This is a genomic window from Ureibacillus sinduriensis BLB-1 = JCM 15800, assembly GCF_000772955.1.
Taxonomy (GTDB): domain Bacteria; phylum Bacillota; class Bacilli; order Bacillales_A; family Planococcaceae; genus Ureibacillus; species Ureibacillus sinduriensis.
Genome location: NZ_JPVO01000054.1, coordinates 130,864 through 144,453, shown reverse-complemented (window position 1 = coordinate 144,453; position 13,590 = coordinate 130,864). Strand labels below are relative to the sequence as shown.

The 13,590-nt window shown below is 40.5% G+C and carries 12 protein-coding genes; 2 read left to right on the top strand and 10 right to left on the bottom strand.

What is annotated here, in order from left to right; genetic code table 11:
- Positions 1-435 precede the first annotated feature (435 nt).
- Positions 436-1,230, bottom strand: a complete 795-nt coding sequence (locus CD33_RS14690) for a GNAT family N-acetyltransferase (protein ID WP_036201760.1) — start codon at positions 1,228-1,230, stop codon at positions 436-438.
- Between the two features lie 166 nt (positions 1,231-1,396).
- Here CD33_RS14690 and CD33_RS14685 point away from each other — a divergent pair, with 166 nt between their 5' ends.
- Positions 1,397-2,080 (top strand): TerC family protein, encoded by a 684-nt coding sequence (locus tag CD33_RS14685; RefSeq protein WP_036202294.1) that lies wholly within the window; start codon positions 1,397-1,399, stop codon positions 2,078-2,080.
- Positions 2,081-2,092: 12 nt separating this feature from the next.
- Here the strand turns inward: CD33_RS14685 and CD33_RS14680 are convergent, their stop codons facing one another.
- From CD33_RS14680 to recD2, 5 genes are all read right to left on the bottom strand, one after another.
- Positions 2,093-3,247: an MFS transporter gene (locus CD33_RS14680; protein ID WP_036201759.1), complete on the bottom strand. Its 1,155-nt coding sequence runs from the start codon at positions 3,245-3,247 to the stop codon at positions 2,093-2,095.
- Positions 3,248-3,362: 115 nt separating this feature from the next.
- Positions 3,363-4,133 (bottom strand): sporulation protein, encoded by a 771-nt coding sequence (locus CD33_RS14675; RefSeq protein WP_036201758.1) that lies wholly within the window; start codon positions 4,131-4,133, stop codon positions 3,363-3,365.
- 59 nt (positions 4,134-4,192) lie between these two features.
- Entirely contained in the window at positions 4,193-4,585 is a 393-nt protein-coding gene (locus CD33_RS14670; protein ID WP_036202293.1) for a DUF1801 domain-containing protein, read from the bottom strand.
- A 188-nt stretch (positions 4,586-4,773) separates the two neighbouring features.
- On the bottom strand, positions 4,774-5,427 hold the full coding sequence (locus tag CD33_RS14665; RefSeq protein ID WP_052130278.1) for an SIMPL domain-containing protein: 654 nt from the start codon (positions 5,425-5,427) through the stop codon (positions 4,774-4,776).
- Between the two features lie 133 nt (positions 5,428-5,560).
- Positions 5,561-8,035, bottom strand: coding sequence for an SF1B family DNA helicase RecD2 (recD2, locus tag CD33_RS14660; RefSeq protein WP_036201757.1), 2,475 nt, complete (start codon positions 8,033-8,035; stop codon positions 5,561-5,563).
- Positions 8,036-8,221: 186 nt separating this feature from the next.
- Between recD2 and hisA the strand changes: the two genes are divergently transcribed.
- Entirely contained in the window at positions 8,222-8,995 is a 774-nt protein-coding gene (gene hisA, locus CD33_RS14655; protein ID WP_036202290.1) for a phosphoribosylformimino-5-aminoimidazole carboxamide ribotide isomerase, read from the top strand.
- Between the two features lie 73 nt (positions 8,996-9,068).
- On the opposite strand, the gene CD33_RS14650 is transcribed toward hisA, so the two are convergent.
- The 4 genes from CD33_RS14650 to CD33_RS14635 all read right to left on the bottom strand — a co-directional run bounded on the left by CD33_RS14650 (position 9,069) and on the right by CD33_RS14635 (position 13,584).
- Positions 9,069-10,283 carry a NupC/NupG family nucleoside CNT transporter gene (locus CD33_RS14650; protein WP_036201756.1) on the bottom strand — a complete coding sequence of 405 codons (1,215 nt, stop codon included), beginning with the start codon at positions 10,281-10,283 and terminating at the stop codon, positions 9,069-9,071.
- Between the two features lie 241 nt (positions 10,284-10,524).
- Positions 10,525-11,184 carry a tetratricopeptide repeat protein gene (locus CD33_RS14645; protein ID WP_036201755.1) on the bottom strand — a complete coding sequence of 220 codons (660 nt, stop codon included), beginning with the start codon at positions 11,182-11,184 and terminating at the stop codon, positions 10,525-10,527.
- A 115-nt stretch (positions 11,185-11,299) separates the two neighbouring features.
- A complete protein-coding gene (gene mnmA, locus CD33_RS14640; RefSeq protein WP_036201754.1) occupies positions 11,300-12,421 on the bottom strand; it encodes a tRNA 2-thiouridine(34) synthase MnmA in 1,122 nt (373 codons plus the stop codon).
- A 20-nt stretch (positions 12,422-12,441) separates the two neighbouring features.
- Positions 12,442-13,584: a cysteine desulfurase family protein gene (locus CD33_RS14635; RefSeq protein WP_036201753.1), complete on the bottom strand. Its 1,143-nt coding sequence runs from the start codon at positions 13,582-13,584 to the stop codon at positions 12,442-12,444.
- Positions 13,585-13,590 lie beyond the last annotated feature (6 nt).

The following is a 13,590-nucleotide window of genomic DNA, read 5'->3' as shown; positions in this document are numbered from 1 at the left end:
AGATTGGTAGATCCGAAACTGTTAATTAAGCAATACCGCATACCTTTTTGAACAAAATAAAAAGCCTCCATCCCTGTAAAGGGACGAAGACTGTATTTTCGCGGTACCACCCTAATTTATAAGTCGGTCATAGTTATTGAAACCTACTTATATCTCAAGCACTGTAACGTAAGTGAACGGCAGGGATTAGCTGCACTCAGGAGTAGCTTTCGGTTAATGCATTACGTAAGATTCTTTCAGCCTGGGGAATCTCTTTCTGTGCGATATACATAAACTTACTTTCTCCATCATTGTTTTATAACTATTCAAGGCAACTGGCTACAAGACTGCTTCCTTGGAAATCAGCGTACGAAAATCCATTTAATAGGCTGAATTCGTCTAATAAATTATATGCAATGGAATAGATAGTGTCAATTATAACTATTATCCTTTGCCTTACTCATAGCGATACATATTCCAAAATCCGATATCTTCAAATCCAAGTCGCTTATAAATTTTCCCTGCCTCCGGATTATCATAGAACAAACAGAGCTCTTTTCCCTCATTTAATAAATCTTTGCACAGTTTGATCATGCAATCGGTAGCAAGTCCCTGCCGTTTGAATTTTTCTTTTGTTGCAACAGCAATAATCATTGCAGAAGAACTATTTTCTGCGGTTGTAGAAGCAGTTGTTGCCATTTCGCCATCTACACGGATAAAATATGTCCTTCCTGTTTTATTTTCGATGACACGTTTCTTGGACTCCACAGTAATATTACTGGATTGAAATTCAGGTACACTTTTCAGTAAATCTACATTTTCCTGTATTTCAGCCAATGTCAACTCTTCTACTTTCTTAAGTTCTTCATCACTCTTTGTTTCAAGCAGGCTTTGACATTTAGCATAGTAAAATGAATTGTTGCTCCGTTTTCTCTTTGGGATGAGCGGCTCAAGCTTTTCTACCACTTCTTTTAAACCAGATATTTCCCCCATATTCGGATCGTTATTGATAATTTCGGCAAAACCTTCGATATCATACTCCCCGGTCGCATAAGGTATATAATTAGTTTCATATTTCAAAAGCACCGCAATAAGTTCCCCGGTAGCATCAAATTGACCCCAGACTGTTTGGAACTCATTATTAAATCCGAATGCCTCGACATCTCCAATAATAAATAAGTTTTCGGCCGGCTTTTTGCAAACAAATTCCATGAGCTGCTTTCGGTTGGCTTCGGTAAGTTTTGTTATCATATTTATCCCCCCAAGATGACCATAAAAATTATAAAGAAATTACCATAATTTCCTACATATATCAATAGAGAAAAATAAAATCCACTCTTCTTAAAAGACTTACGGATTCATATATTGATTGGTAAGTGGACGAACATTGCTAAAAAAGATTGGAGCGAAAAATGTAGTGGAAATATTATCCAGTGAATTTCTATCTGCCTTGATCACAATAATTTTTATCGATTTAATCCTTGCTGGGGACAATGCGTTGCTGATAGGTCTAGTTGCGAAAAACTTGCCGAAGAGTCAGCAAAAGTCCGTCATCTTCTGGGGAACCTTTTGTGCCATCCTGGTTCGCATCGTACTTACATTAGTAGCTGTTAAACTGCTTCAGTATGATGGTCTTTTATTAGTGGGCGGCATTTTGCTCTTGTACATTTCGTACAAACTTTTACTGACTGAGGAAGATCATAATGTAAAACCTAGCAAAAAAAATTTCTGGGGCGCAATCGGCACAATCCTCCTAGCAGACATACTAATGGGGGTTGATAATATTATCGCTGTTGCCGGAGCGGCTCATGGCAGTACACTGCTCGTCATCATCGGCCTTATTGTCTCCATTCCAATTGTCGTATGGGGGAGCGCTTTTGTGACAAAATTGATGGAAAAGTTTCCAATTATCATCGTTTTCGGGTCGGCACTATTAACTTGGACAGCTTCGAAAATGATTGTAAAAGATAGCTATGTTGCACCTTTCTTCACTTCACAGGAAGCCATCTACAAATTTGAAATCATTATCGTCTTGGTGGTGATGATTATTGGCTTATCCGTAAAGTTTTTGTTAAAGCGCAAAGAAGTCGCCCCAAACTAGGGACGACTTTTTCTAGTATTGATATGTCTTTTTCGTTATAAGGATAATGATAATGGCTGGGATAGTTACAACGGTCATTCCTAAGAAAGCCAAACCCGGCGAAATGTCATATAAGTAACCGCCCAACAAAGTTAAAACGGCTGCACTCAAGCTTGTTGCTAATGCGGAATAAAGCCCTTGTGCATTGGATAATTGCTGCTTAGGTAAAGTGCGTGTTATGTATTGTACAAATGCATAATGCGACATTGCAAATGCAAGTGCATGCAGTGTCTGCGATAAAATGAACATCCATACATTCGGGAATGCGAAAATGATCACCCAACGCAATGTAGAACCAGAACCTGCAAGAAGCAATAATGAAGAAGTTTTCCATTTGGAGAATAAGTGATCTACTTTTAAAAAGAACAAGATTTCAAATACGACCGCAACATTCAAAATAATCCCGATATAAAAAGTATTTACTTCCAAATATTTCTGCAAATAGATATAGCTATAATTGTAATAGGATGCAAGAGATCCCTGCAGCAGAATAACAATTATCAATACAACCGGGAAACCTTTTATCTTCCACAAGCTTCTCATAGAAAATTTTTGCGAGCGGTCTTCTACTGTCGGCTTCGTACTTAGAACTTCCGGAGCAGGCATTGCTTGCAAACCCAACATGATGACTAAATAGCCAATCATGCACCATAAAATCGCAGCTTCCCCTAAATAACCAATAACAATACTAAGAATAAATACAGAAATCACAAAACTGATGGACCCATAGGATCGGCTTTTTCCGTAATGAACTTTACCTTGCTGTACAAGAGTGGATGCACTGCTTTCAATCGCAGGTAATAGGGACGGATAAAACAAGCTGAAAATCATCGTGACAATGAACAAGGCAACAAAATGATTAAAAGGGATATACAAAATAGCCGAAATCAATGCACAAATCACCAAGAACTGTGTCAATTTTTTATCGCTTAAATATTTTGAAGCGAAAGGGAAAACAAACATTGTCGAGAAGGCGCGTGCCACTAGACCAAAGCCCATAATGAGGCTTACTTCCTTTACCGTCAATCCTTTTGCTTCACTTAGCCAGCCTGACCAATACTGCAAATATACGCCCCAAGTAAAGAAGAAAATAAAGAAATTTTGGGACAACCAACGTTGATTGTTCATTTCGTATTCAATCCTCCAATATAGATTGAATCATAGCATATTTTGTATTTGGATAAATAGATAAAAATGTAAAAAACCGCTAAAAAGCTTTTGACTTTTTAGCGACCATTCATTATTAGGAGTATCTTGATATTACTTGTCTCAGTTGTTCACCCAATGTAAGTAAATCCTGTTGGGTTACCGTCATTCTAACATGGGTTTCGTCAGCATCCAACGCTTCTGCCAAGAATCCTCCGAGACCTCTTGCTTTACGGTCCACCTGCATGAGTATTTCCACTTGACTTTGCGTTTGAGAAAGGAAGACAATTTCCAACTCATCTAATCTGCCCCTAAAAGTCCCGCTTGTCGGTACAAATTCAAATTCTTGAATGAATGGGTAGTTGCCCTTATATTTATATGAAGCTTGTTTGCATTCGACTTCACGCAATCTGAAACCCAATTGTTGCACAACATCCAGTACTCTCGATGCAAATTTCGATGGTCGGATATCGATATAATCCTTATCTTCTGAATCCACACCGCTTTGGATATCCAATTCAGTAGCCACCCAGACTTTTGTTCTTCCCGCTGTAATCGGGACATCAAACGGAATAGTGAATGAAAAAGGGATTTTTTTTGTTTCATCCGCATTTATGATGAACGGATCGCTTACTTTGAACTTCTGAATCGGTGCGTTAGCAGTATACTTATTGTCATCAACCTCTTTAATATATGTTGTATATAAAGTTAAATAAATGGCATTGATTTGTTGTTCGACATTTCCACCGTAGATTTCAACCTCACCTTTGATTTGATCACCAGCTTCATAAGAGGAATTTCCCAACTTTGTGTCAACCTTTGCAGAACCAATGCCAATGCTTGCTCCAAGCTTTTTGAAAAACGCCATGTTAAGCACTCCCGTCAAATTTAATATCTCTTCTTTTACGTCTTTGAATGATAAAAGTTTCAATCCCGCGGATACATTTTTTGCAAGAATGCAATGGATTGTTCAATTAGCTGCTTTAGAACCTCTTCATTCACATCAGCCAGTTTATTGATATAAACGCAAGCCTTGCCGGATGTATGTTTTCCGAAACGTTCCAGCAGTTTTTCCCTCTCTGTATCGCCTGTAGCAAAATAGAGACTAATTTTAGCTTTTCTAGGGGAAAAACCTACAAGCGGTGCATCCCCCTCATGACCCGATTCGTACCGATAGTGGTAAGAACCAAATCCGATAATGCTAGGCCCCCACATTTTTGCTTCAAACCCTGTCGTCTCCTCGAAAATTTTAAGTAGTTTATATGCATCCTCCCTTTTTTTCGGATTTTCCACTGTTTCTATAAATTCCATGACGCTCATTTTTGTTTCTTTTGTTTTTAGCTCGTACTTGGTCAATCCGATCTCCCTTTCAATTTTTATATCAGCCTGTCGATCTTCTGTTTTATTGTTGACCTAATCTATTTTTTGATTATGGATATTATTTTCGGCATAACAATCAGTATTCCCTCTAAAAAAAGAGAACTTAAAAAATATAAGTTCTCTCCTTGTTAAAACTGATATTTTACTTTAAGAGTTGCTTCAACCGTAATCATCCCTTGTTCAATCGGTGTTTCCAAATTTCTTGTGGATGACACGGTAACCGATTTTACTAGTATCGGTCCACCTGCAGTTTCTTCAGTTATCTCGATTGGAACCGGCATATACGAAAGCCAAAGTGATGCCGCGATAGCGTTTGCTTTCTCATGTGCATTTTGAAGGGCAAGCTGCAATGCTTTTTGATAATAGACAGCATCATCTTCAAGTTTAAACTCCAGCTGCGAAATGCGGTTCGCACCATTTTGGATTGCCGTATCAATGACAATTGCCACGTTATTTAAATCATGAATTTCGACTGTAATTGCATTTGTCACTTCGTATCCCCGGAACACCTGTCTCCCATCTACATAATCATAACCTGGAAAAACATTGAAAAAAGCAGTTTGAATATCATTCCTATCAATATTCAATGCCAATAAAGATTGGATGACCTCGTTCATCTTCAATGAATTTTCCCTTTGTGCTTCACTTAAATCTCTCGATTGAGTGACAACTTCAATTTGTACTGTAGCATAATCCGGCTTCACTTCAAATTTACTGCTGCCTTCTACCAAGATCACTCGTTTTGTAATGGAGGGGTGTTGAATTCCACCAACATGATCCACAAATATCACCTTCCTTCTTCCATAAAACTACTATATGCGCAGGAAGTATGTTATTTGCCACCTTTTTTGGTGGTGATGAGCTATAGATGAGGCTGCAAGGAAATTTTAAAGCAACTTATTTCCCTCAAACCTTTCAATCGTCCTTTTCCAAAAAATCATAAGGCGACAATCCATTCATTCCAATCAATGGATGGATATACGGTGCAGTCTCTTCATTTAATATAAGAGCCGCCCCTTCCCCGTTTGCACGAATTTCATCCTGCTGCTCAAACACATTCAGTGGTTCGGTTACTTTTTCGCCAATCATCATTTCAACTTGAGCATTTTTTTCTTGGTGGTTATCCATTGGATTTATTCTGGCTTTTAAGCTTGTTAAACGAAGTAAATCATCGGTTTTGGAAAGTCCGGCAGTAAAGACCTCCGGCTCCCCGCAAAGGATCAAGAAGTTTTTCGCTCGTGTGATACCAGTATATAGCAGGTTGCGACGAAGCATCTTTGAATATCCCCGCACTATTGGCATAATGACCGTTGGAAATTCACTACCTTGTGATTTGTGGATCGAGCAGCAATACGCAAGTGTAATTTGGTTTAAATCACCCCGTTGGTAGGTAACTTCATTGCCATCATAAGAAACTACAAGTAAATCCTGCTTTTCGATGTTTTCTTTCGCTCGGATAATCGCTATGACTTCCCCCATATCACCATTGAAAATATTGCTTTCCGGTTGATTGACAAGCTGCAATACTTTATCCCCAATTCGGTATGTGACGTCCCCGAAGACAAGTTCCTTCCTTTTCCCATCATCATTTGGGTTTACCAGTTCCTGAATTCTCTTATTCAGCATATCGATTCCAGCCGGGCCTTTATACATAGGAGCCAGCACTTGAATATCCCGGATCGATTGCCCCTTTGCAACCGCACTTTTGACCACCTGCGTCACTACGCTTGCTATTTGGTCAGCCGAGGCTTTAATAAAAGACCGGTCACTTGTTTTATTTTCTACTGATTGCGGGATGTTGCCTTTTTTGATTTGATGGGCTAATTCAATAATCGTTGAGCCTTCAGCCTGACGGTAGACATCCGTCAATTCCACGGTCGGTACCTTTTGGGAAGCCAACAAATCCTTTAATACTTGCCCCGGGCCAACTGGCGGCAATTGATCTTGGTCCCCTACAAAAACAACCTGTACGTCTTCACTTATACTTTTTAGAAGTTGATGGGCAAGCCAAGTATCAACCATCGACATTTCATCAATAATAATGAGCCGGCCTTCGATTTCCCGCTCCGTCTCTTCTTCTTTTTCCTGACCATTAAAGCCAAGTAATCGGTGGATTGTCATGGCCGGAAGTTCAGTAGATTCCGCCAATCTTTTTGCTGCCCTTCCAGTAGGTGCTGCCAACACAATCGGGAATGGTTCTTCTTTTTGTGCATATTCCTTTGGGTTTAATGACAACCCATGAAGTTCCGCATATACCTCAACGAATCCACGAATAACCGTTGTTTTTCCTGTACCTGGACCACCAGTAAGGATCATCAATGAAGAGTTAAGCGCACATTCAATGGCCCTGGCCTGTGTTTCGGCATATGAAACATCCAATCGTTCTTCAACTTCTCCAATCGCCTTGCGGATTTCATCCTTTGAAAATCGCTGTTTTCCATTGTGGTTCAATAGCTCCAATATTTTGGAGGCAATCCCGACCTCACTATAGTAAAGGGATGGCAAGTAAAGTCGTGTTTCTTCCCCACAAATTTTACTTTCTTCCCTCATTTCGATGATTGCCTTCGAGATATTCTCATATGGAATTTCATGGGGTTGCCGCTGTTCCAGCATCGATTTCACTTCCGGCAAAACCTGTTCTGCGTCCAGATAAACATGTCCATCTGAAAGGGATGCATTTGTTAGCACATGCAATACCGCTGCTTTTATGCGGTCTGGATGTGAACCAGTGATTCCCAGCTTGCTGCCAAGTTCATCCGCTCTGGCAAATCCGACCCCCTCAACGTCTTCAATTAGTCGATAAGGATTTTCGGTAAGTAGTGGGATTGTTTCTTCACGATAAGTCTGATAAATTTTCATCCCTAATTGAGGTCCGAATCCCCATTCATTCAGCTTGATCATGACTTTTTCCAGGCCAAGATTTTGCTCCAATGTCTCGCGGATTTTTGCTTTTTTCTCCTCATTAAGGCGCGGAACACTATCTAGAGCGTAGGGGTCCTCCATAATTTTACGAATTGCATCCACTCCCAGTTTCTCGACAATCGTTTCCGCCGTTTTTCGACCGATACCTGAAAACAAGTCGCTTGATAGGTAGTGGATGATGCCTTGTTCTGTTGCCGGCACTTCTTTGACGAATGTTTCTACTTGAAATTGCTGGCCGTACTTCGGATGGGTTTTAAGCGTGCCTGTAAAACGGTACAATTCCTCTTCGTTTAACTTCGGGAAATAGCCTACGACAATCATTTCTTTGTCGTCATATTGGATATTTGTTTCTTGTATTTTAACTCGTACAATTGAATACATATTTGCCGCATTATGAAAAATGGACACAACTGGACGGCCAAGAATAAACAATTTATTCACTTCAAATAAATTAAGATTTTCTGCCATCCCGACTTCCTCTTCTCTCTTTTTTTGCTATGATAACTATGATTTTACCATATCAATGAACAACTGTCTTATAATGAAAATGATGGCGCTCCTCGATTTTTCAACTATTGGATGCTATGATAATTTATATAGAAATTTGAATTTAAGTTCAGTAGCCAGAAGGGATTTGTGGGATTTGTGGGATTAGTGGAATTTAGACCTTGTATCGACCTACATGATGGGAAAGTCAAACAAATCGTTGGGAGTACGTTGGGGCATCAGGATAAGAGCGTTGTCGAGAACTTTATTTCCGATAACGATTCATCTTTTTTTGCCGACATGTTCAAAAGGGATGGTCTCACTGGTGGTCATGTCATAATGCTCGGTTCCGGCAACGAAGAAGCTGCACTTCTTGCATTGCGGACATATCCGAACGGTTTGCAGATCGGCGGAGGGATTACGTCCGATAATGCCAATAAATATATTCATTCAGGAGCATCTCATATTATTGTTACTTCTTATATTTTCCATGATGGGAAATTGGATATGGATCGTTTGGAAAAACTCGTACAGACAGTCGGCAAAGAACATATAGTCATTGATTTAAGCTGCAAAAAGGTAGCTGATAAATGGTTCGTTGTTACAGATAAATGGACGAAAATCAGTGATTTTGAAGTAAATGAAGCATCGATATCATTTATTGAACAATATTGCGATGAATTACTTATTCATGCAGTAGATGTCGAAGGAAAACGAAGTGGCATGCAAGAAGAGTTAGTACGGGATTTAGCTCTATGGACTACCATCCCTACTACTTATGCGGGAGGCATACGATCACTGGAGGACCTGCAAAAATTCCAGTCCCTCACGAAAGGGCGACTTCATATCACGATTGGAAGTTCCCTTGACATATTTGGAGGCGATTTAAATTATAACGAAGTTGTGGAGTTTTGTGCAAAAAAAATGAAGCATAGAACGTAAATCTCGAACTCCATTTTGCGTAAAAATGTCAAAAACCACAAGCGTACAAATTGGTCTATTTGTACGCTTGATATTATAAAAACATCCCGGCAATCGCTCCGTTTAAAAGCGAAGCCAATGTCCCGGCAATCACCGCCCTTATGGCGAGTTTTGCTATAATTGGTCTTCTGCTTGGAGCCATTGATCCTAACCCGCCAATTAAAATTGCCATCGAACTGAGGTTGGCGAATCCACATAAAGCAAAACTTATAATCAAGACTGTTTTTTCCGATAGCTCCGGGATAACTGGCCCGAAATTGGAATAAGCGACAAACTCATTCAATACTATTTTTTGCCCGATAAACGAACCCGCTTCAACTGCTTCACTCCAAGGCACTCCTACTGCAAATGCAAGTGGAGAGAAGACATACCCTAAAATACCTTCAAGTGTGAGACCTCCAAAACCAAACAGACTTCCGATTCCACCTAATATTCCATTTATTAGTGCAATCAATGCGATGAAAGCCAGTAGCATGGCCCCAACATTGACCGCAAGTTTCAAGCCGTCTCCCGCGCCGCGTGCTGCGGCATCGATGACATTGACAGATTCTGAATCCTTGTCCAATTTAAAGTTCGTTTCATCAACCTCTTCTGTTTCGGGAAGCATGAGCTTTGCCATGACCAACCCAGCCGGCGCAGCCATAAAGCTTGCTGCAATTAAATACTCCAAAGGGACACCAAGCAATGAATAGCCCACAAGTACAGACCCGGAAACCGATGCCAAGCCCCCCGTCATGACGGCAAACAGCTCCGATTTTGTCATTTTCCCTAAAAAAGGACGGATAACCAATGGTGCCTCGGTCTGGCCGACAAAAATATTGGCAGCGGCATTAACGGATTCTGCCCTAGTTGTTCCTAACATCTTTGACAATCCTCCACCCAATACTTTAATGACCAGCTGCATAATCCCTAAATAATATAAAACGGAAATTAACGAAGATAAGAAAATGATGATCGTCAGGACACTAAGCGCAAAGACCATTCCTCCAGTGACGTTTGGATTGGCTAAAGGGCCGAATAAAAAAGAAATTCCTTCATTGGCATAGTTTATTAATTTTTGCACACCGTTTGACAGACCAAGTAGAATTTTTCGGCCAAATTCCCATTTTAGTACGATGAAAGCGAATATTAACTGGAGCGCTAATCCTCCGGTGATTGTTCTCCAATTGATGGACTTTCGATTACTAGAAAAGGCCAAGGTTATTAACAAGACAACAAAAATTCCTAATATACCCCATAAAATATTCATCCAGACACCTGCTTTACAAATTTAGAAAATGGACATCGCTATAGAACAAAAGAGAAAAGATAAGTCCAATATTATCGTTCCCTATCCAGAACGAAAGAAACTATTTTATTTTCCTCTCTTAGTATCTTGCTTATTTACAAATCCATTCAAATAATTTTTACAGCAAAAAGGGAGTTGCCCAAAAACTATTTGGACAGCTCCCTTGATTGTGCAGCTAATGGGTTGGATTGGCCGATCTAATCTAATTGAATCTTTGGCTAATCATATCGTATATATATCTTGCTTGATCAAAATTTGGGTCAATTGTATATGCTTCTTTTAAATGCTCCATGGCCAACTCCGTCTCTTCGGTGGATACCGCATAGAGGACGCCCAAATTATAATGGGCATCGGCGTTTTTGGCATCATTCTCCAGAACAAATTCTAGTTCACCTTTTGCCACTTCAAACATTTCAAGTGTACAAAGCAATATGCCATAAGATAACCGGATTTGTAAGTCATCAGGTGCGAGTTCTGCTGCCCTTTGCATGTATGGTAGCGCCAATTTCACCTTTTCATCGCGTTCGAATGATTTAGCAAGCATGTAATAAGCATCGGCACCCTGAATTCCATGCTCGATTGCCTTTTGATAGAGCTTTGCCGCCTCGATATAGCGTTCTGCATTGTAATACAGATTTGCTAATCCATAGTAGGCAGTGGCTGTCGTTTCGTCAACAGTGATCGCTTTTTGAAAAAATCGTTCCGCCCGCTCATGATCATTCATCGAGGCCAACAAGTTGCCGAAATTCACATAACCAATGGCGTCATTTGGATTGTTCTCTATCGCTTCTGTAAACGCCTTTGCAGCATCTTCATATCTTTTTTCTTGAAATGCGAGTATTCCTATTTCGTTATAATCCATTTTTTCACCTCTAGATTCAGAGCATATCGCAAATTATTTCGTGACTGATATGCTATATGGAAACTTGGCAGCATCTTCCTTTTTTTTAAGTAAAAGGTGCTTCCAATCCATTTTTTTAACCTACATAAGTTAGCTTCTCGCTATTTTTGAATACTTCATCAATCGTTCCGCCACCCAGACATTCATCGCCATCATAAAGAACAACGGCTTGGCCAGGGGTAATGGCACGAACAGGTTCTTCAAAAGTAATAAGGGCTGTCCCATCTTCCAAAAGCTCCACTTCAACAGGTGTATCTTCTTGTCGATAGCGGAACTTTGCCGTACAGCTAAATTTAGTAGGCTTTTCTTTATTTGATGTAAAGCCCATCTTTACCGCTTTTAAAGATGTGGAATATAGTGCATCATGGTGGAAACCTTGGTCAACATACAATACATTTCGTTCAAGATCTTTCCCGATGACGAACCATGGATCCCCGTCCCCACCAATTCCTAGGCCATGACGCTGGCCGATTGTATAATACATCAACCCGTCATGCGTCCCCATCACACGACCTTCAAACGTTTCCATATTTCCGGGTTGCGCTGGGAGGTATTGACTTAAGAACTCTTTGAAATTGCGCTCGCCGATAAAGCAAATACCTGTCGAGTCTTTTTTCTTTGCCGTTGCAAGACCAGCTTCTTCAGCAATTTTACGCACCTCGGGCTTTGCAATATCCCCGATTGGGAACATAACATGCTTTAATTGTTCCTGTGATAATTGATTGAGGAAGTAGGTTTGGTCTTTATTATTATCGACACCGCGCAGCATCGCGACCTCGCCGTCTCGTTCTTCCACCCGGGCGTAGTGGCCTGTTGCCAAATAGTCGGCACCCAACTTCATGGCATGGTCAAGAAATGCTTTAAATTTGATTTCTTTATTACACATTACATCAGGGTTTGGTGTGCGACCTGCTTTATATTCTTCAAGGAAATAAGTAAATACTTTATCCCAATATTGTTTTTCAAAATTCACGGCATAATAGGGAATACCGATTTGATTACATACTTTGATCACATCATCATAATCTTCAGTTGCTGTGCATACGCCAAATTCGTCTGTATCATCCCAGTTTTTCATAAATATCCCGATGACGTCATAGCCTTGTTTTTTAAGCAAGTAGGCTGCAACTGACGAATCGACCCCACCAGACATCCCGACAACAACACGGATTTGTGATGGGTCTCTTGTTTCTACCATTGTCGTTCACCTTTTCTCTATTAATTAGCAAGCCTTTCCACAATTTTCGCTGTGCGCAGGGCCGCTTCTTTTACCATTTCTTCAGATAGTCCCAACCCAAAACTAAAACGAATTGAATTGCGAAGCTCATCGCGATTTTCACCAAACATCGCCACCAGCACATGCGATGGATCGATTGAACCGGCTGTACATGCGGAGCCGCTGGATGCGTAAACACCAGCCATATCCAAGTTTACTAGGAATGACTCAACATCCATTCCTCTATAGCTTATATTTAATACATGTGGCAGGAAGTGCTTGTTATTACCATTAATTTTGTAGTCGATATTTTCGCGATCCAGAACATTTAAAAAGATATTACGAAACGATTGATATTGTGCACGTTTCTTCTCCATTTCGGTTTGCGCAATTTCTACCGCCTTTGCAAAACCAACAGCTGCTGGAACATTTTCAGTGCCTGCCCTTCTTTTCTTTTCTTGTGAACCACCATAAAATGTGGCACTTAATGGCGTGCCGGTTCTTTGGTATAGGAAGCCGATTCCTTTTGGTCCATTCAATTTGTGACTTGACACGCTCAGAAGATCGACCTGGAGATCGTCAACATTTAACTGTTCCAGTCCAAAGGCTTGTACGGCATCTGTATGGAAAACAGCTTGGTGGCTTTTTAAAATCTGACCAATTTCTGCAATCGGTTGCACTGTACCGACTTCATTATTTCCAAAAATTATCGTTACAAGAATGGTATCTTCGCGGAGTGCTTTTTTTAAAGCCTCAACGGAGATGCGTCCACTTTCATCCACAGGTAAGTAAGTGATCTCATACCCTTCTTTTTCAAGCTTTTCACAAGCATGCAATACCGCATGGTGTTCAATTTGGGTCGTGATAATATGCTTCCCTTTTGAGCTTTGCATGTTGGCAACCCCAAAAATCGCGGTATTGTCTGCTTCAGTCCCGCCACTTGTAAGGATAATTTCCGTATCTTTTGCACCAATGGCACGGGCCAGGCTAGTGCGGGCATCGTCCAATACCTTTCGCGCCTGTCTACCTGCCGTATGAATACTCGAAGGGTTGCCGAAAGTTTGAGCAAAAGATTTTGTCATCACTTCAATCACCTCGGGATGGATCGGTGAAGTTGCGGCATGGTCCAGATAGATTGTTTCCATTGTAAA

What these genes read in the sequence shown, in the direction of transcription:
- CD33_RS14690 (WP_036201760.1), bottom strand. Translation starts at nt 1,230, where the DNA reads ATGATAACAAAACTTACCGAAGCCAACCGAAAGCAGCTCATGGAATTT.
- CD33_RS14680 (WP_036201759.1), bottom strand. Translation starts at nt 3,247, where the DNA reads ATGAACAATCAACGTTGGTTGTCCCAAAATTTCTTTATTTTCTTCTTT.
- CD33_RS14675 (WP_036201758.1), bottom strand. Translation starts at nt 4,133, where the DNA reads ATGGCGTTTTTCAAAAAGCTTGGAGCAAGCATTGGCATTGGTTCTGCA.
- CD33_RS14670 (WP_036202293.1), bottom strand. Translation starts at nt 4,585, where the DNA reads ATGAGCGTCATGGAATTTATAGAAACAGTGGAAAATCCGAAAAAAAGG.
- recD2 (WP_036201757.1), bottom strand. Translation starts at nt 8,035, where the DNA reads ATGGCAGAAAATCTTAATTTATTTGAAGTGAATAAATTGTTTATTCTT.
- CD33_RS14650 (WP_036201756.1), bottom strand. Translation starts at nt 10,283, where the DNA reads ATGAATATTTTATGGGGTATATTAGGAATTTTTGTTGTCTTGTTAATA.
- CD33_RS14645 (WP_036201755.1), bottom strand. Translation starts at nt 11,184, where the DNA reads ATGGATTATAACGAAATAGGAATACTCGCATTTCAAGAAAAAAGATAT.
- mnmA (WP_036201754.1), bottom strand. Translation starts at nt 12,421, where the DNA reads ATGGTAGAAACAAGAGACCCATCACAAATCCGTGTTGTTGTCGGGATG.
- CD33_RS14635 (WP_036201753.1), bottom strand. Translation starts at nt 13,584, where the DNA reads ATGGAAACAATCTATCTGGACCATGCCGCAACTTCACCGATCCATCCC.